11 protein-coding genes, 5 tRNA genes and 1 pseudogene are annotated in these 18,995 nt (G+C 67.3%); all 17 read left to right on the top strand.

Going from position 1 to position 18,995, the window contains the following annotated elements; genetic code table 11:
• Nucleotides 1-143: 143 nt before the first annotated feature.
• The 17 genes and pseudogenes from A6A40_RS14335 to mcrC all read left to right on the top strand — a co-directional run bounded on the left by A6A40_RS14335 (nucleotide 144) and on the right by mcrC (nucleotide 18,980).
• Entirely contained in the window at nucleotides 144-1,724 is a 1,581-nt protein-coding gene (locus A6A40_RS14335) for an aldehyde dehydrogenase (NADP(+)) (RefSeq protein WP_063635971.1), read from the top strand.
• A gap of 185 nt (nucleotides 1,725-1,909) precedes the next feature.
• Nucleotides 1,910-3,064 (top strand): porin, encoded by a 1,155-nt coding sequence (locus tag A6A40_RS14330; RefSeq protein WP_063635970.1) that lies wholly within the window; start codon nucleotides 1,910-1,912, stop codon nucleotides 3,062-3,064.
• A gap of 381 nt (nucleotides 3,065-3,445) precedes the next feature.
• Nucleotides 3,446-4,414: a galactofuranose ABC transporter, galactofuranose-binding protein YtfQ gene (gene ytfQ / locus A6A40_RS14325; RefSeq protein ID WP_063635969.1), complete on the top strand. Its 969-nt coding sequence runs from the start codon at nucleotides 3,446-3,448 to the stop codon at nucleotides 4,412-4,414.
• A gap of 79 nt (nucleotides 4,415-4,493) precedes the next feature.
• Entirely contained in the window at nucleotides 4,494-6,053 is a 1,560-nt protein-coding gene (gene ytfR / locus A6A40_RS14320; RefSeq protein WP_063635968.1) for a galactofuranose ABC transporter, ATP-binding protein YtfR, read from the top strand.
• Nucleotides 6,050-7,093, top strand: a complete 1,044-nt coding sequence (locus tag A6A40_RS14315; RefSeq protein ID WP_063635967.1) for an ABC transporter permease — start codon at nucleotides 6,050-6,052, stop codon at nucleotides 7,091-7,093. Before ytfR ends, A6A40_RS14315 begins: the two co-directional genes overlap by 4 nt.
• The gene (gene yjfF, locus A6A40_RS14310; RefSeq protein WP_063635966.1) at nucleotides 7,090-8,076 is read left to right on the top strand and encodes a galactofuranose ABC transporter, permease protein YjfF; all 987 of its coding nucleotides are present in this window, start codon (nucleotides 7,090-7,092) and stop codon (nucleotides 8,074-8,076) included. The genes A6A40_RS14315 and yjfF overlap by 4 nt, the downstream gene beginning before the upstream one ends.
• A complete protein-coding gene (locus A6A40_RS14305) occupies nucleotides 8,076-9,107 on the top strand; it encodes an aldose epimerase family protein (RefSeq protein ID WP_063635965.1) in 1,032 nt (343 codons plus the stop codon). Before yjfF ends, A6A40_RS14305 begins: the two co-directional genes overlap by 1 nt.
• Before the next feature lie 108 nt (nucleotides 9,108-9,215).
• Complete coding sequence (locus A6A40_RS14300; RefSeq protein ID WP_063636312.1) at nucleotides 9,216-10,874, top strand: phospholipase D-like domain-containing protein; 1,659 nt, start codon at nucleotides 9,216-9,218, stop codon at nucleotides 10,872-10,874.
• 74 nt (nucleotides 10,875-10,948) lie between these two features.
• A tRNA-Leu gene (locus A6A40_RS14295) sits at nucleotides 10,949-11,035 on the top strand.
• Nucleotides 11,036-11,073: 38 nt separating this feature from the next.
• Nucleotides 11,074-11,149 (top strand) — tRNA-Ala (locus tag A6A40_RS14290).
• A gap of 73 nt (nucleotides 11,150-11,222) precedes the next feature.
• Nucleotides 11,223-11,299 (top strand) — tRNA-Asp (locus A6A40_RS14285).
• Between the two features lie 4 nt (nucleotides 11,300-11,303).
• Nucleotides 11,304-11,378 (top strand) — tRNA-Gly (locus tag A6A40_RS14280).
• 30 nt (nucleotides 11,379-11,408) lie between these two features.
• A tRNA-Val gene (locus A6A40_RS14275) sits at nucleotides 11,409-11,483 on the top strand.
• A gap of 134 nt (nucleotides 11,484-11,617) precedes the next feature.
• Nucleotides 11,618-15,916, top strand: a complete 4,299-nt coding sequence (locus A6A40_RS14270) for an Eco57I restriction-modification methylase domain-containing protein (protein WP_063635964.1) — start codon at nucleotides 11,618-11,620, stop codon at nucleotides 15,914-15,916.
• Nucleotides 15,917-15,936: 20 nt separating this feature from the next.
• A pseudogene (locus A6A40_RS32405) lies at nucleotides 15,937-16,182 on the top strand (hypothetical protein); the annotation flags it as partial.
• Between the two features lie 696 nt (nucleotides 16,183-16,878).
• Entirely contained in the window at nucleotides 16,879-17,835 is a 957-nt protein-coding gene (locus tag A6A40_RS31310; RefSeq protein ID WP_236783683.1) for an McrB family protein, read from the top strand.
• Nucleotides 17,832-18,980, top strand: a complete 1,149-nt coding sequence (gene mcrC, locus A6A40_RS14260) for a 5-methylcytosine-specific restriction endonuclease system specificity protein McrC (protein WP_082860836.1) — start codon at nucleotides 17,832-17,834, stop codon at nucleotides 18,978-18,980. Before A6A40_RS31310 ends, mcrC begins: the two co-directional genes overlap by 4 nt.
• Nucleotides 18,981-18,995 lie beyond the last annotated feature (15 nt).

Raw genomic sequence — 18,995 nt, 5'->3', positions numbered from 1 at the left:
TGCCCCCTCCCCATCCCTCCCCCTCTTCGAGGGAGAGGGGGCAGGATGCTTGCGGGGGGGGGGAGCAAAGGACGGCGGCAGTCCCCTCTCCCGCGAAGCGGGGCTAGGGAGGGGGCAAAAACGCCCCCACAAAGGAGACCCACATGACCATCACCGGCGAGATGCTGATCGGCGCCAGCGCCCACCGCGGCGGCCAGGGCGGGTTCCGCGCCGTCGACCCCGCCACCGGCGAGGCGCTGGACCCCGTCTTCAGCGGCGGCGGCGCGGCGGAAGTCGAGCGCGCCTGCGCCCTGGCCTGGGCCGCCTTCGACGCCTTCCGCGAGACCGGCCTGGAGCAGCGCGCCGCCTTCCTGGAAACCGTTGCCCAGAACATCCTCGACATCGGCGACGGGCTGATCGTCCGCGCCATGGCCGAGACCGGCCTGCCGCGCGCCCGGCTGGAGGGTGAGCGCGGCCGCACCGTCGGCCAGCTCCGCCTGTTCGCCCAGGTCGTGCGCGAGGGCAGCTGGCTTGAGGCCCGCATCGACCCGGCCATGCCGGCGCGCACGCCGCTGCCGCGCGCCGACATCCGCCAGCGCCACATCCCGCTGGGGCCGGTCGCGGTGTTCGGCGCCTCGAACTTCCCGCTGGCCTTCTCGGTCGCCGGCGGCGACACCGCGTCCGCCTTCGCCGCCGGCTGTCCGGTGGTGGTGAAGGGCCATGGCGCCCATCCCGGCACCTCGGAGCTGGTCGGCCGCGCCATCCGGGCGGCGGTCGCGTCCTGCGGCCTGCCGGAGGGGGTCTTCTCCCTGCTGTTCGGCACCGGCAACGAGATCGGCACGGCGCTGGTCGCCGATCCGCGCATCAAGGCGGTGGGCTTCACCGGCTCCCGCCGCGGCGGGCTGGCGCTGATGGAGGTGGCGTCCAGGCGGCCGGAGCCGATCCCGGTCTATGCCGAGATGAGCAGCATCAACCCGGTCTTCCTGATGCCGACGGCGCTGGCCTCGCGCGCCGAGGCATTGGGCAAGGGTTTCGTCGCCTCGCTGACCATGGGGGCGGGACAGTTTTGCACCAATCCCGGTATCCTGCTGGGCATCGAGGGGCCGGACCTCGACCGCTTCGTCGCGGCGGCGGTCGAGGCTCTCGGCGCCAGCTCGGCGTCCACTATGCTGACGCCGGGCATCCATGCCGCCTTCGATGCCGGCGTCGCCAGGCTGGCCGGCAGCGGCGCGGTGACCACGCTGGCGCGCGGCATGGCCTGCAGCGGGCCGAACCAGGCGCAGGCGGCCTTCTTCACCACCACGGCGGACGCCTTCCTCGCCGACACCGAACTTCAGGAGGAGGTGTTCGGCGCCGCCTCCCTGCTGATCCGTTGCGGCGATGTCGCGGCGATGAAGGCGGTGGCCGAGACGCTGGAAGGACAGCTGACTGCGACGGTGCAGATGGATGCGGAGGACAAGGCCGCGGTGGCGGCGCTGATCCCGACGCTGGAGCGCAAGGCCGGCCGCATCCTGGCGAACGGCTGGCCGACGGGGGTGGAGGTGTGCCACGCGATGGTGCATGGCGGCCCCTTCCCGGCGACCTCGGACGCCCGCAGCACCTCGGTCGGAACGCTGGCGATCCGCCGTTTCCTGCGCCCGGTCTGCTATCAGGACATTCCCGCCGAGCTGCTGCCGGAGGCGGTGCGCGACGGCAATCCGCTGGGGCTGTGGCGGCGCATCGACGGGACTCTCGGACAGGATTGACCTGACCGCCACCACCAACCCGCAAAGGCTGCGTCGGAGGGAGCGCTGACGCAGGACAAGCTGTCGGGTCCGGCCGCGCGCCGGATTCGGCGGCCGGGCACGGCGTGCGCCCGCGCATTGCCGAAAAAACCGCTCCCGACACTGGCTATCGAAGCAAAAACAAACCGGAACAAGAGGAAACGCTGATGGTGAGATCCGCACTGCTGCTTGGCGCAGCCACCCTTTCGCTCGTCTCCGTCCTGGGGGTAACCCCGGCCTTCGCCCAGTCCAAGTTCGACGTGATCCTTGGCGGCGATGCCTATTTCGAGGCCGGCTATGTCGACCAGGACCGCGACGCCGGCCTGCGCTCGACCGAGTTCCGCAACCGCCTGCGTCTGCTGGTGACGCCGAAGGCCAAGGCCGACAACGGTCTGGAATATGGCGCCCGCCTGCGCCTGCTGGCCGAGAACGGCACCGGCAATGCCCGAACCACCAGCTATGACCGTGCCTTCCTGTTCGTCAACGGCAGCTTCGGCACCGTCCATATGGGTGTCGAGAACGGCCCCTCCGACGACAGCGGCATCATCGCCCCGTCCGACTGGGGAACCGGCGGCGTCGACGGCTCCTTCCCCTCCTGGCTCGGCAACAGTGCCGCCAATGCGCCGGTCACCATCGGCAACATCCGCGCCCTGATCTCCGGCAACAGCGCCACCCGCGCCACCTACTGGACGCCGGAGATCGCCGGCTTCAAGCTCGGCGCCTCCTACCAGCCGTCGTCGGACAGCAGCGGCACCGACGTCAACCGCTCCAAGGTGGCGCTCGCCTCGGCCAACCGCACCGGCGCCTATCGCGACGTCTACGAGGTCGGCGGCACCTACACCAACAGCTTCGGCGGTGTCGCCGTCAATGCCAGCCTGTTCTACCTGGGCGGCAAGGCCAAGGAGTCCAGCGCGACGGCGGTGCGCTTCGACGATTTGTCCTCCACCCATGCCGGCCTGACGGTGGCCTATGGCGGGCTGAAGGTCGGCGGCAGCTATGCCTGGTCGGGCGACAGCGGCTATGCCAGGTCCGGCACCGCCGGCATCGTCAGCCGCGAGAAGCAGGACGTGTGGACGGCCGGCGCGCAATACACCTTCGGACCCACCACGCTCGGCGTCGGTTATCTGAACGCCAAGGACGCCGGCGACCTGACGGTGCGCGGCCGCAGCAAGTTCGAGCTGATCACCGTCGGCGCCAAATATGTCGTCGCTCCCGGCTTCAGCATCGCTCCGGAATACAACCACTTCAAGCTCAGCTCCGACGTCGCTGCCAACAGCGACAAGGGCAACATCTTCATCGTCCGGACCGATCTGGCCTTCTAAGAGCCCTGCGCTCCGAAAAGAGGCCATCCGACGTCCTGGCCTTTCTGTCGGCTTCGCGCCGCCGCGGTGCTTTTCTCCATCCCATTGCGGCGGTTGCGTCCCGGCGCGCTCTCCCTCGGGTGCGTCGGCCCCGGTGATCTATGGACCGGGGCATCCTGCGGCCGGGCGGCCTTCCGCTGCCCGGCCTTTCTTTCGACTGGACATATCCTTTTCAGCATCGCATCGGCCGAGAATCATATTGGACAGTTATGGTTTTGGGTACTTAAAGTGGGCATAGCGAACAAATTTGACCGGGTTGCGATCACGATCTTTCAGCACCCCGTTCCGTCGCCTGCCCCCCATCCGAAAAGCACGGCAATAAACCCTCAGGGAGTGAAACAGATGTCCAGGAAATGGGTGATCTCCGCCGCCACCGCCGCCGCGGCGCTGTTCATCGGGCTCGGTGCGGTGCAGGCCGCCGACAAGAAGCTGGTGGTCGGCTTCTCGCAGATCGGCTCGGAGTCTGGCTGGCGCGCGGCGGAGACCAAGACCGCCAAGGCGGAGGCCGAGAAGCGCGGCATCGAGCTGAAGATCTCCGATGCCCAGCAGAAGCAGGAGAACCAGATCAAGGCCGTGCGCTCCTTCGTCGCCCAGGGGGTGGATGCGATCTTCATCGCGCCCGTGGTGGCGACCGGCTGGGATTCGGTGCTGAAGGAAGCCAAGGAGGCGAAGATCCCGGTCGTGCTGCTGGACCGCCAGATCGAGACCAAGGACCCCAGCCTCTACATGACCGCCGTCACCTCCGACACCGTGCATGAGGGCCGGGTGGCCGGCGAATGGCTGGCCAAGCAGACCGGCGGCAAATGCGCGGTGGTGGAATTGCAGGGCACGGTCGGTTCGTCGCCGGCCATCAACCGCAAGAAGGGCTTCGACGAGATCGTCGCCAAGAATCCGGGAATGAAGATCGTCCGCACCCAGTCCGGCGACTTCACCCGCGCCAAGGGCAAGGAGGTGATGGAGAGCTTCATCAAGGCGGAGAATGGCGGCAAGGGCATCTGCGCCGTCTATGCCCACAACGACGACATGGCGGTCGGTGCCATCCAGGCGATCAAGGAAGCCGGGCTGAAGCCGGGCAAGGACATCCTGGTCGTCTCCATCGACGGCGTGCCCGACATCTTCAAGGCGATGGCGGAAGGCGAGGCGAACGCCACGGTCGAGCTGACGCCGAACATGGCCGGCCCCGCCTATGACGCGCTGATCGCCTTCAAGAAGGACGGCAAGGCGCCGCCGAAGTGGATCCAGACGGAATCGGCGCTGTTCACGCCCGAGACAGCCAAGGCCGAGTATGAGCGCCGCAAGGACGCTTATTGATCTGGTTTGAGGTCGAGGGCCGCGGGAGCACCCCTTCCGCGGCCCCACACATTTTGTTGCGCATCCGGCGAGGTCCGCCATGACGGCATCCACCGCACCACCCTCCGCTCCGCTGCTGGCGATCCGCGGGCTGTCCAAGGCGTTCCTCGGCGTGCAGGCGCTGGACGGCGTCGACTTCACCCTGCGCCATGGCGAAATCCATGCCTTGCTGGGCGAGAACGGCGCCGGCAAATCGACGCTTATCAAGACCTTGACCGGCGTCTATCAGCGCGACGGCGGCACCGTGGCGCTGGAGGGGCGGGAGATCGCGCCGCGCGGGGTGGAAGAGGCGCAGCGCCTGCACATCGGCACCGTCTATCAGGAGGTCAACCTGCTGCCGAACCTGTCGGTGGCGGAGAACCTGTTCCTGGGGCGCCAGCCGATGCGCTGGGGGCTGGTCGACCGTGGCGCCATGCGGCGGCGGGCGCGGGCCGTGCTGCACCCCTATGGCCTGTCGATCGACGTGACGGCGCCGCTCGGGCGCTTCTCGGTCGCCACGCAGCAGATCATCGCCATCGCCCGCGCCGTCGACATGTCGGCCAAGGTGCTGATCCTCGACGAGCCGACCGCCAGCCTGGATGCGCAGGAGGTGGCGGTGTTGTTCAAGGTGATGCGCACCCTGCGGTCGCGCGGCATCGGCATCGTCTTCGTCACCCATTTCCTCGATCAGGTCTATGAGGTCTGCGACAGCATCACCGTGCTGCGCAACGGCCGGCTGGTGGGCGAACGGCGGACGGCGGACCTGCCGCGCCTCGACCTCGTCGCCATGATGCTGGGGCGGGAGCTGGAGGCGGCGGCCCACCGCATCGACCTCGGCCCGGCGGAGGTGGACAGCCGTCCGCCGCTGGCCCGTTTCAAGGGGTTCGGCAAGTCGCGCAGCGTCGAGCCCTTCGACCTCGACATCCGGCCTGGCGAAGTTGTTGCGCTGGCCGGACTGCTGGGCTCCGGCCGCACGGAGACGGTGCGGCTGGTCTTCGGCATGGACCGCGCCGACCAGGGCGAGGCGACGGTGGACGGGCATGCGGTGCGGCTGAAGGGGCCGCGCGACGCCGTGCGGCTCGGCTTCGGCTTCTGCCCGGAGGACCGTAAGAAGGAGGGCATCGTCGGCGAGCTGTCGGTGCGCGAGAACATCATCCTGGCGCTCCAGGCGCGGCAGGGCTGGCTGAAGCCGATCCCGCGCCGCCGCCAGGAGGAGATCGCCGACCGCTTCATCCGCCTGCTCGACATCCGCACGCCGGACGCCGAACGGCCGATCCAGCTGCTGTCCGGCGGCAACCAGCAGAAGGCGCTGCTGGCGCGCTGGCTGGCGACCGAGCCGCGGCTGCTGATCCTCGACGAACCGACGCGCGGCATCGATGTCGGGGCGCATGCCGAGATCATCCGCCTGATCGAGCGGCTGTGCGCCGACGGCATGGCGCTGCTGGTCGTCTCGTCGGAGTTGGAGGAGATCGTCGCCTACAGCCGCCGCGTCGTCGTGCTGCGCGACCGCCGCCATGTGGCGGAACTGAGGGGAGGGGAGGTCAGCGTGGAGCGCATCGTCGCCGCCATCGCGTCGGAGACGCCCAATGTAGCCGGATCGGGCGCGGAGGTGCGGCAATGACGCTGTCCGCCCCCGGCCCGTCGCGCAACCTGCCGCAATATGGCGCGCTGATCGCCGTTCTGCTGGCCAACTGGCTGCTGTTCCCCGATTTCTTCGCCATCCGTCTTCAGGACGGCCGGCTGTTCGGCAGCCTGATCGACGTGCTGAACCGCGGCGCCCCGGTGGCGCTGCTCGCCGTCGGCATGACCATGGTCATCGCCACCCGTGGCGTCGATCTGTCGGTCGGCGCCGTCATGGCGATTTCCGGCGCCATCGCCGCCACCATGACCGGGGCGGGCTGGAGCCTGCCGGCGGTGCTGGCGGCGTCGCTGGCCGCCGGCCTGCTGTGCGGGCTGTGGAACGGCGTGCTGGTGGCGGTCCTGCGCATCCAGCCGATCATCGCCACCCTGATCCTGATGGTCGCCGGCCGTGGCATCGCCCAGCTGGTGACGGAGGGACAGATCGTCACCTTCACCAGCCCGGCGCTCGCCTTCATCGGCAGCGGCTCCTTCCTGACCGTGCCGATGCCGGTGGTGCTGACCATCGCCGTGCTGGCGGTGACGGCGCTGCTGGTGCGGGCGACGGCGCTGGGGCTGATGATCGAGGCGGTCGGCGTCAATCGGCTGTCGAGCGCCGGGGCCGGCGTCAACACGCCGGTGGTGCTGGTCGCCGTCTATGTCTGGTGCGGGCTGTGCGCGGCGGTGGCCGGGCTGATCGTCACCGCCGACATCCGTGGCGCCGACGCCAACAATGCCGGGCTGTGGCTGGAGCTGGACGCCATCCTGGCGGTGGTCGTCGGCGGCACCTCGCTGCTCGGCGGGCGCTTCGGGCTGGTGCTGTCGGTGGTGGGCGCGCTGATCATCCAGGCGATGAACACCGGCATCCTGCTGAGCGGCTTCAAGCCGGAATTCAACCTGATCGTCAAGGCGGGCGTCCTGCTGGTCGTCCTGCTGCTGCAATCGCCGGCGCTGACCCTGTTGCTGCCGCGGCCCAAGGGCGCGCGGCCGATCGGGACGGTCAAGCCGCCGGTGGCGCCGACCAGCGGAGGGGCGAAACCATGACCGGAGCACTCCAGCGCTTTCTGCCGCTGATCGTCACCACCGCCGTGCTGGTGGTGGGATTCCTGATCTGTGCTGCGCAGTTCCCCAACTTCGCCTCCTGGCGGGTGGTGGCCAACCTTCTGACCGACAACGCCTTTCTCGGCATCACCGCGGTCGGCATGACCTTCGTCATCCTGTCCGGCGGCATCGACCTGTCGGTGGGTGCCGTGATCGGCTTCACCACCGTGCTGCTGGCCGTGCTGATCGAGCAGGGCGGTTGGCATCCGGTTGCCGCCTTCGCGGTGGCGCTGATCGCCGCCGGCGGCTTTGGTGCTGCGATGGGCGGGGTGATCCATGTCTTCCAGATGCCGCCCTTCATCGTCACGCTGGCCGGCATGTTCATCGCCCGTGGCCTGGGCTTCGTCCTGACCACCGACTCCGTGCCGATCAACCATCCGCTCTATGGCGAGCTGAACGACATGGCGCTGCGCTTCGATTTCGGGCTGAAGCTGAGCCTGCCGGCGCTGCTGATGCTGGGGGTGGTGGCCGCGGCGGTCGTGCTGGCGCACTGGACGCGCTTCGGCGCCAACCTCTATGCGCTGGGCGGCAACCGCCAGTCGGCGGAGCTGATGGGCGTGCCGGTGGCGCGGACGACGGTGGCGGTCTATGGGCTGTCGGGGCTGCTGGCCGGGCTGGCCGGGATCGTCTTCTCGCTCTACACCGGCGCCGGCTATTCGCTGGCGGCGACGGGGGTGGAGCTGGACACCATCACCGCGGTGGTGATCGGCGGCACGCAGCTGACCGGCGGCTACGGCTATGTCGTCGGCACCTTCGTGGGCGTGCTGATCCAGGGGCTGATCCAGACCTACATCACCTTCGACGGCACGCTCAGCAGCTGGTGGACCAAGATCGCCATCGGCGTGCTGCTGTTCGTCTTCATCCTGTTGCAGAAGGGTCTGCTGACGGTCTGGGCCGGCCGCGGCGGCGAACCGGCGGAGGCGTGATGCCCATCGAGAGTTTCCTGTTCGACACGGTGGATGGCCGCCCGGTGGAGGGCTTCACCCTCTCCGCCGGCGGGCTGGAGGCGACGGTGATCGCCCATGGCGCCCGGCTGGTGCGGATGCTGGTGCCCGGCCGCGACGGGGCGAAGGCGGACGTGGTTCTGGGCTTCGACCGTGTGGCCGACTATCTGGCGAGTGATGCCTATTTCGGCGCCATCTGCGGCCGCTACGGCAACCGCATCGGCGGGGCGGCCTTCACGCTGGACGGGGTTCGCCATGCGCTGGCCGTCAACGAGCCGCCGAACCAGCTCCATGGCGGGCCGGAGGGGTTCGACCGGCGGATTTGGGATGCGACCGTGGAGGAGGCGGAGAATGCCGTCACCTTCACGCTCGTCTCGCCGGACGGCGACCAGGGCTATCCCGGAACGATGACGGCGACGACGCGCTACCGGCTGAGCGACGACGGGGTGCTGGACATCCTCATGACGGCGACGACCGACCGGGCGACCATCGTCAACATCGTCCATCACAGCTACTGGAATCTTGCCGGCCACGCGTCGGGCGACCTGCGCGACCACCGGCTGACGGTGCAGGGCGGCTTCACCACGCCGGTCGGCGCCGACCTGATCCCGACCGGGGAGGTGCGCCCGGTGGACGGCACCCCCTTCGACCTGCGCGGTGGTGTCGCATTGGGCGAGGCGCTGGACGCCGTCGGCGGCTTCGGCTTCGACCACAACTGGTGCCTGGAGGGGCCGGCCAGCGAGCTGCGGCCGGTGGCGCTGCTGGAGCATCCGGCCAGCGGCCGGCGGATGGAGCTGGCGACCGACCAGCCGGGCTTGCAGGTCTACAGCGGCGGCTATCTCAGCGAGACAATCATCGGCAAGGGCGGGCAGCCCTATTGCCGCTTCGCCGGGCTGGCGCTGGAAAGCCAGCGCTTCCCCGGCAGCCCGAACATCGGCCATTTCCCGTCGGCGCGGCTCGATCCCGGCGAGACCTACCGCCACCGCATGCAGCTGCGATTCCGGGCGGGCTGAGCGCGGCGCGGGAACCGTCCCGAGGCTTCGCGGGTTCATCCAAGGCACGGCAGCGGCTCCGCTGCCGCCCTTGCGATGACGCCCACGACGCCGGAAGGAATGGTCGACATGGCCGCGATGCCTGACGCCGCCCGCCCAACTCCCGATCTCCAGGGTTCCGCCAGTCAGTTGGGCCAGCCCTGCGCCGGCCCGATCCTGGTGCCCGGCCGGACCTGCTGGCGGCTGGAGAAGGCCGACCGGATGGCGGTCATCATCGACGCCGCCGCCTATTTCGCCCGGATCAAGGCGGCGATCCGCAATGCCCGCCACACGGTGATGCTGATCGGCTGGGATTTCGACACCCGGATCAAGCTGGAGCCCGACGATCCGATGCCGGGCGTGCCGAACGAGCTGGGCGATTTCCTGAGCTGGATCGTCCGGGTGCGGCCGGAGCTGACGATCAACGTGCTGAAATGGGATCTCGCGGTCCTGAAGATGCCGCTCCGTGGCCGGACGCCGCTGGTCCTGCTGGACTGGATGAGCAGCCGGCGCCTGCGCTTCCGCCTGGACTCCGCCCATCCGCCCGGCGCCTGCCACCACCAGAAGATCGCCATCATCGACGATGCGCTGGCCTTCTGCGGCGGCATCGACATGACCACCGACCGCTGGGATACCCCCGACCATCGCGACGGCGACCCCCGCCGGATGCGGCCGAGCGGCGAGCCCTATGGCCCCTTCCATGACGTGACCACCGCTGTGGACGGCGAGGCGGCGCGGGCCCTGGGCGAGTTGGCGCGGGAGCGCTGGCGCCGGGCGACCGGGGAGGAGCTGATCCCGCCGCCGCCGACCGAGGCCCATTGGCCGGACGATCTGGAGCCGGACTTCCGCGACATCCCCGTCGCCATCGCCCGCACCGACCCGATGGCCGGGGACGGGAGCCGGGACAAGGCCGGAAAGCGTGGCGTGCGCGAGATCGAGGCGCTGTATCTGGCCGCCATCGCCGCGGCCCGGCGGTTCATCTATCTGGAAAGCCAGTATTTCGCCTCGCAGCGCATCGTCGGCGCCATCGCCGCCCGCCTGTCGGAACCGGACGGGCCGGAGGTCGTGGTCGTCAACCCGGAACGAACCCCCGGCTGGGTCGAGGAGGAGGCGATGGGCAGCGCCCGTTCGCTGCTGGTCCAGCGCCTGCGCGCGGCCGACCCCCACGGTCGCTTCCGCATCCTGGCCCCGGTGACGGAAGGCGGGCAGGGCATCTATGTCCATGCCAAGGTCCTGGTGGTGGACGACCGCTTCCTGCGGGTGGGATCGTCCAACATCAACAACCGCTCCCAGGGGCTGGATACCGAATGCGACCTCGCCATCGAATGCCCGCCCGGCGGGCGGCAAGAAGAGTCGGAGACCTGCCGCGCCATCCGCTCCGTCCGCACGCGGCTGATGGCCGAGCATCTGGGCGTGGCGGTTGAGGAGGTGGAGCGGATGGAGGAGGGCACCGGCTCGCTGACCGCCACCGTCGACCGGCTGATGCGCGCGTCCGGCCGCTCGCTCTGTCCGCTGGAGCCGGAACCGCTGAGCGAGGCGGAGGTGGCTCTGGTGGACGAACGCCTGCTCGACCCCGACCGGCCGGAGCCGATGGCGGAGACCATCCTGCGCGGTGTGACGCTGTTCGGTGACGTGAACCGGACGGTGTGGCGGATCGGTGCCGGGATCGCCGCGGGTACTGCGGTGGGGGTCGGACTGGCCCTTCTGGCCCGCCGGAACGGGCATTGGAAAAAAATGCGCGGAGAGTGAATTCTCTGCTTGCGGGGCGCGGTCCATCCCGCTACATAAGCGCTCCCCGCGGCGCCCAACGCGGTGCGGGGAAAGCGCTTGTGGCGGAATTGGTAGACGCGCTAGGTTCAGGTCCTAGTGGCTGAAAAGCCGTGGGGGTTCGAGTCCCTCCAAGCGCACCAACACTCCAAGTGTTGGTGAAGGGTAGCAGAAGTATAGTGGGGCCATAGCTCAGCTGGGAGAGCGCTACAATGGCATTGTAGAGGTCAGGAGTTCGATCCTCCTTGGCTCCACCACTTCTGAAGAGTTTGGGTAGGTTTAGGTCTTGTCTGTCGGGGTGAAGCCTTGTAAAAGGCGCCGCTCCTCAGCGCGGGTGTAGCTCAGTTGGTTAGAGCGCCGGCCTGTCACGCCGGAGGCCGCGGGTTCAAGTCCCGTCACTCGCGCCACTTTGCGGGCGTAGCTCAGGGGTAGAGCACAACCTTGCCAAGGTTGGGGTCGAGGGTTCGAATCCCTTCGCCCGCTCCATTACTGGAGCGACAGTTCTAGGGTTCCCGTGGTCTCGTAGCTCAGCGGGAGAGCACTACGTTGACATCGTAGGGGTCACTGGTTCAATCCCAGTCGGGACCACCATTCCGAAGGCCTCAAGGTAATCCCTTGGGGCCTTCGCCATTTCCGCCCCCGCACTTCTTTGCATTCCATTCCGCCGGCTGTTCCCGTATTCGTAGTGCCCGAAGGCGCATACGGGGTAAGGGGCGAGGCGACGCATGATCCGCGGCGGGTTGATCACCAAGGACTTCCTGGTCGAAGGCATTGCAGAGACCGAGGCATGGAAGACCCTGTCGGACGAGGCCGTCGCCGGCATCCGCAGCGTCCTGGACGGGCATCTCGCCAGCCTGCTGAAGGTGCGGAACCCGACCGAGTCCGATACCGAGGAACGCTTCATCTATCCGGTGCTCGCCGCGCTTGGCTGGACGGAGGTGCTGAAGCAGCAGAACCTGACGGTCAAGGGCCGCCGCGACGTGCCCGATGCGCTGCTGTTCGCCGACCGCGCCGCCTATGACCGGGCGGCACCGCTCGACCCCTACAAGCGGTTCCAGCATGGATTGTGCGTGGTCGAGGCCAAGCGGTGGCAGCGCCCGCTCGACCGAGAGACGAAAGGGCACAGGCAGGACCGCGGCACCGACGGCGGCGTTCCGTCCACCCAGATGCTGCGCTATCTGCGCCGGGTGGAGGATCTGGTGCAGGGCGGCCTGCGCTGGGGCATCCTGACCAACGGCACGGTCTGGCGGCTCTATTGGCAGGGCGCGGTGTCGGTGGCCGAGGATTTCTTCGAGATCGATCTGGCCAAGGTGCTGGGCCACGACGATCTCGACCTGATCGACCGCCAGACCACCGATTCGGCCGATCCGGCAACGGCGCGGGCGCATGCGTTGCGGCTGTTCATCCTGTTCTTCGGCCGCAACGGCTTCCTGCCCAACCATGCCGGCCGCAGTTTCCACGATCTGGCGCTGGAAGAGGGCAAGTTCTGGGAACAGCGGGTTGCCAGCAACCTGTCCGACATGGTGTTCGACGAGGTGTTCCCCCGGCTCGCCAACGCCATCGTCCAGGCCGACCCGCAACGGGACAAGGCGCTCGGCCCCGATTATCTGGAGACGGTGCGGCAGGGCACGCTGGTGCTGCTGTACCGCCTGCTGTTCGTGCTCTATGCCGAGGACCGCAACCTCCTGCCCGACGAAACCGGCCCTTACGCCGACTACGCCCTGACCAGACAGCGCATCGCGATTGCCGCGAAGCTGACGGCGGGCGGCAAATATCCCGCCTCCTACCGCGAGATCTGGTCGCGGCTGACCGGCATCTTCCAGGCCATCGCCAAGGGTGACGACGATCTCGGCATTCCACCCTACAATGGCGGCCTGTTTTCCGGCGAGACGGCGCCGATCCTGGAACGGGTGGCCCTGCCCGATCCGGTGATGGCGGAGGTCATCTTCCGCCTGTCGCATCAGGCCGACCCGAAATCCGGCCGGCCGCCCAAATACATCAACTACCGCGACCTGTCGGTGCAGCAGCTGGGATCCGTCTATGAACGGATTCTGGAGCACGACATTCGCGCGCGGGAGGACGGCACGGTCGAGGTCGTCGTCGATGCCACCGCCCGCAAGGGGTTCGGGTCCTACTACACGCCGGAGGAGCTGGTGACGCTGGTCATCCAGCGCACCGTCGGGCCGCTGGTGAACCAGCGCCGCAACGCCTTCGCCGCGCTGGCTTCGACCGAAGGCGGCAGCCCGGCCGAGAAGGCGGAGCGGCTGGACCGGCTGCGCCGGCTGGATCCCGCCTGCAGCATGCTGGACCTGCGCATCTGCGACCCCGCCATGGGATCCGGCCATTTCCTGGTGACGCTGGTCGACTGGCTGGCCGACGAGGTGCTGTCGGCGATGGCCGAGGCCACCATGCTGGTGGATTGGGCCGACTATGATTCGCCGCTGGCCGCGCGGATCGAGGCGATCCGGGCCGAGATCGCCGGGAACGCCAAGCGCCATGGCTGGCCGCTGCGCGACGACCAGCTGGACGACCGCCACATCGTCCGCCGCATGATCCTGAAGCGCGTCGTCCATGGCGTGGACAAGAACCGCATGGCGGTGGAGCTGGCGAAGGTGTCGCTGTGGCTGCACAGCTTCACCGTCGGCGCGCCGCTGTCCTTCCTGGATCACCATCTGCGCTGCGGCGACAGCGTGGTCGGCGCCTGGACCCTGCCGGTGATCCGCGAGTTGCAGGACCGCGGCGCGCTGATGCGCCCCGGCCTGATGCAGCAGGTCGAACGCGCCGCCGAAGGCATGCGGCGGGTGGAGGAGAGCAACGACAGCGACCTGTCGGAGGTGGCGCGCTCCGAACAGGCCTTCGCCGAGGTGGAGGAGGACACCGGCGCCGTCGCCGGCTTCTTCTCGCTGCTGACGGCGGAGCGGATGATGGGCGTGTTCGACGCCGCGCCCAAGAAACAGCCGCCGCCGGTCGATGCCCTGGTCAAGGCGGGAAAGCCGGAAAAGCAGATCGCCAAGGCGCGCGAGGACGCCCGCGCCTTCGACCGCGCCGCCGCCTTCCAGATGGTGCTGGACGGAACCTTCGGCGATCCGGTCGCCATCGCCGCCGGCAATTCCCGCATCGCTTCGCCGGACCTGCGCGCCCAATACAGCCTGCTCGATCCCGATCCGCCGGCGCAGGCCAGCCTGTTCGCCCCACCCAGCGGCGACGACCGCCGCCGCGTGCTGGCCGACGCCCTGGTGGAGGAGGCGCGTGCCCTGGCCGCCCGCCACCGCTTCCTGCATTGGCAGATCGCCTTCCCCAACATCTGGAGCGAGCTGGCCTCCGCCCGGCCGGCCGGCGGCTTCGATGCGGTGATCGGCAATCCGCCCTATGTCCGGCAGGAGTTGCTGGGCGCGGTCAAGCCGGCGCTGAAGCCGCGCGCCGGCGACCCCGGCCTGACCCCGCCGCCGGAAGGGTCGGCGGAGGAACAGGTCACGCAATGGCGGCGCGGCCTGCTGGACGCCCGCCCCGGCTTCCTGGCCTTCGACGGCATGGCCGACCTCTATGTCTATTTCTATGAGCAGGGCCTGCGGCTGCTGCGTCCGGGCGGGCGCATGGGCTATGTCGTGACCAACAAATGGCTGAAGGCCGGCTATGCCGAGCCGCTGCGCGGCCTGTTCGGCGAAGCGGCCTGGGTCGAGTTCATCGCCGATTTCGGCCATGCCAAGCATTTCTTCCCCGACGCCGACGTCTTCCCGTCGGTGCTGGTGGTGCGCCGCCCCGACGACGCCCCCGATGGCGCCAAGGCCCCGGAAAAGCTGGAGGTCTGTGCCATCCCGCGCGACGCCGTGCCGGAAAAGGGCGTGGGTGCGGTGGTGGAGGCGGCCTCCTACCCGATGCCGCGCGCCGTCTTCACCCGCCAGAGCTGGACCCTGGAGCCGCCGGCGGTGATGGCTCTCCTGGAGAAGATCCGCCGCAATGGCGTGCCGCTGGCCGAGTATGCCGGGGTGAAGCCCCTGAACGGCATCAAGACCGGCTTCAACGAGGCCTTCCTGATCGACACGCCGACCCGCGACCGGCTGGTCGGCGACGACCCCGGCTGTGCCGAGATCATCAAGCCTTATCTGCGCGGGCAGGATGTGGAGCGGTGGCATTCGCCGCTCAGCGACATGTTCATGATCGTCATGAAGTCCAGCGGCGACTACCCTTGGCCCTGGGCCGGCGCGAACAGCGAGCAGTCGGCGGAAACGACCTTCCGGGCGACCTACCCGTCGCTTCACCGGCATTTCAAGGTTTACGAGGAGCGGCTGCGTGCCCGCCAGGACAAGGGCCGCTTCTGGTGGGAACTGCGTTCTTGCGGGTATTATGATGTTTTCCAGAAGTCAAAAATATTCTATCAGGAAATACAATATCATCCATCATACAGCTTGATTGAATCAGAGGTTTACGCAAACAACAAAGTATTTTTAATTGGTAAGAGAGATTTTGGTCTGGTTTCTATTCTGAACTCTCCGTTAATATGGTGGTTTAATTGGAGGTATTTGCCGCACATGAAGGATGAGGCTCTCTCTTCTACAGGGGCGAAAATGGAAATTTTCCCGGTAGCCGATATTCGGAATCAAGATGTTGTTGAAGAGTTTGTTGAAAGCCTGATTGTCTCGAAGAAGAGCATGGCAGAGGCAAATGCGCAGATCGCAGCGTGGCTGCTCCATGAATTCGGAGTCCAGAAGCAAGGAATCGCCTTATCCACTCCGCACAAGCTCGACGCCGACGGATTCGTCGAGGCGGTCAAGGCTGTCTTGCCCAAGCGTCGCCGGCTGTCGGCGGCCGACATCGGCGAGTTGAAGCGCGAGCATGCCGCCACCATCGCCCCCGCCCGGACGGCGGCGGCGGAGGTTTTGCGGTTGGAACGCCGGCTGTCCGATCTGGTCAACCAGGCTTATGGCCTGACGCCCGAGGAAATCCGCCTGATGTGGAAAAGCCATACGCCCCGCATGCCGCTGAACCCCGCCGACGAACTGGAAAGGCTGGCGCGCGGCGGGTGATCTTTATTTAAGCTTTCTTTATGGTGCTCATGGCCTTTCCAAGAGGTATCCTAAAAGTGAAATTTGCAGAGTGTGCTGCAGAGTACTTGCCGCTTATACTGGACGCCTTGCGGGATGCAACGGGAAAGCCTCTTTCTGTTTCCCAAGTTGCATCCGCTGTTCGGGGAAAGACGAGTATTCCAAGCGATAGTTTTAAAAAGTCTTCGACCAATGGCCGCTCAATTTTTGAGAATCATATCCGTTGGTGTGGGTTCTATCTGAATAAGGCGTCTGCCATAGTCCAGAACAGGAACGGACTTTGGGAGTTGAAGTCATATGGGCAGAGGCTTCATCTTTCACCCCAAGGTGCAGCGAAGCTCCTTGAAGAGCATAAATTATCGTTTCCGGGCGGATTTGATGAAGATACTCGGTCTCCGTTTGAATTTCAGAATAGAGAGCCGATCTGTTGGTTGGTTGGCGCAAAATGGAGCGATGGAAGCGATCAGTTTGATCGCTTTATGCATGAGGGCGTTTGGATTGCGGATCCGAGCAACCCGCCAAAGGATGCCGTGCGGCGGATGCAAGCTGGCGATAGCGTTGTCATTAAGGCAGCTTTTGTTCGGAAAAAGAATTTGCCATTTGAATATGGCGGCAAACATGTTTCCGTAATGAGGATAAAGGCTACTGGGATAATATTAGAAAATTTCGGTGACGGTAATCACGTAAAGGTGAAGTGGGATAGGGTGTATGAGCCAAGAGATTGGTATTTTTACACTGTCAGAACTGCGATCACACCGATTTACAGCGATAATAAAAAAAGTGAAAATCTTTTAAGATTCATATTCAGGAATGAGCCTCAGGATTATAGTTTATGGTTGGGTAGACCAAGAAGGGGAAGGCGTAGGTCTGAGAAGCCCTCGGAAAACGAATATCCACCGGCATCGTCTGAAGAACGTTCGGTCGAGGAAAAGGCCGTTCCGCAAGTGTATATCTCCGACGCTGAAACCGTTGTAAGAGAGGTCGCTTCCGAGCTGGTCGGTGGGTATCCGTATACGGTGGAGCAGGTCATCGCCGATGGCTGCTTCCTGCCCGAAACAGCCCTGTCCGCCATGCTGGCGCAATGGCGGGTCAAGAAGAACCTGATCCTGCAAGGGCCGCCTGGAACCGGCAAGACGTGGCTCGCCAAGCGTCTGGGCTTGGCGCTGATCGGGGCCGACGACCGGGAGACGCTGCGGACGCGGCTGCGCGTCGTCCAGTTCCACCCCTCGCTGTCCTATGAGGATTTCGTGCGGGGCTACCGTCCGAGTGGCGATGGCCGGCTGATGCTGCAGGATGGCGTGATGATGGAAGCCATCGAGGCCGCTGCGGACGAGCCGGACATTCCCTTCGTCCTGGTGATCGAGGAGATCAACCGCGGCAACCCCGCCCAGATCCTGGGCGAGATGCTGACCCTGCTGGAAAGCACCAAGCGCAAGCCGTCGGAGGCGATGGAGCTGACCTATCGCAAAACCCCCGGCGAGCGGGTGCATGTGCCCGAGAATCTCCATGTCATCGGCACGATGAACGTCGCCGACCGCTCGCTGGCTCTGGTCGATCTGGCGCTGCGCCGCCGCTTCGCCTTCGTCGATCTGGAACCGGCCTTCGGTCCGACCTGGCGCGGCTGGTGCAGCGAGCGCGGCATCGGCGCCGACCTGTTGGACATCATCGAGGCCCGCATCGGGGCGCTGAACCAGACCATCGCCGCCGCCCCGTCGCTCGGGCCGCAATTCCGCATCGGCCATTCCTTCCTGACCCCGGACGAGACGGTCGCCGACCCGGCCGGCTGGTATCGCGCCATGGTGGAGACGGAGATCGGGCCGCTGCTGGACGAACATTGGTATGACGCCCCCGACGTCGCGCGGGCGGAGCGGAAGAAGCTGCTGGCCGGCATCGCCGGATGACGGAGGCCGCGGGGATGGAGGGGGCGCCGGCGGGCGATGCCGGCAGCGGGCGCATCGGCCGCATTCCGGTGCGGAACCTGTGGCTGCTGATGCTCTATGCCAGCGACCTCGCGCGCTGGAACGGCCCGTTCCAGGGGGCGACCGAGCAGGATCTGGACGACATCCCCGACCTCGTCGCCCGGCTGCTGGCCGACGCGGTGGAGCGGCGGCTGCGGCGTTCCCTGAGCGGCGGCTATGTCCAGCGCGACCGCAGGCTCAGCCGGGTGCGCGGCCGCATCGACCTGCTGCGGACGGAGGCCCAGCAGCTGTTGACCCGCGGGCAGGTCCATTGCCGGTTCGAGGAGCCGACGCTCGACACGCCGCGCAACCGGCTGGTCCGCGCCGCGCTCGACCGGCTGGCGCGGCTGGTCTCCGGGCCGGATCTCGCCCGCCGTTGCCGCCTGCTGGCCGTCGGGCTGGGACGGGCCGGAGTCGGCGGGCTGCGCCCGTCGCGGGCCGAACTCGCTGCCGACCAGATCGGCCGCAACGACGACGGCGACCGCCTGATGGTGGCGCTCGCCCGGCTGGCCTTCGACCTCGCCCTGCTGACGGAGGAGGCCGGAACCACCGCGATGGTGTCCCCCGACCGCGACGAACGCCGGGTCCGCAGCCTGTTCGAGAAGGCGGTATTGGGCTTCGCCCGCCTGGAGCTGACGCCGCAGGGGTGGAGCGTGCGCGGCGGCACGCCATTGTCTTGGCCGGTGGCCGACATGTCCGAGGGCATGGGCGCGATCCTGCCGGGGATGCGGCTCGACATCCTGCTCGACGCCCCCGGCGGCCGGCGGCTGGTGATCGACACCAAATTCGCCGCCATCCTGCGTTCCGGCCGGTTCGGGCAGGACCGGCTGTCCAACGGCCATCTCTACCAGATCTACGCCTATCTGCGGTCGCAGGAGGAGCGCAGCCCGGCCTGGAAGACCGCCGCCGGCCTGCTGCTGCATCCGGCGGTGGGGGCGACGCCGCATGAATGGGCGGCGATCCAGGGCCACGCCATCCATGCCGCCGCCATCGACCTGACCCTGTCCACCGCCGATGTGCGGCGGGCGCTGCGCCGGACGATCCTGACCGCCATCGGCGATGGTGATGGCGCCGGGCAGGACGGCTGACGGCAGCCCGCCCTC

The organism is Azospirillum humicireducens (assembly GCF_001639105.2).
Taxonomy (GTDB): Bacteria; Pseudomonadota; Alphaproteobacteria; order Azospirillales; family Azospirillaceae; genus Azospirillum; species Azospirillum humicireducens.
Note: the sequence above shows the minus strand (reverse complement) of the source record. Positions and strands in the feature narration are given on the sequence as shown.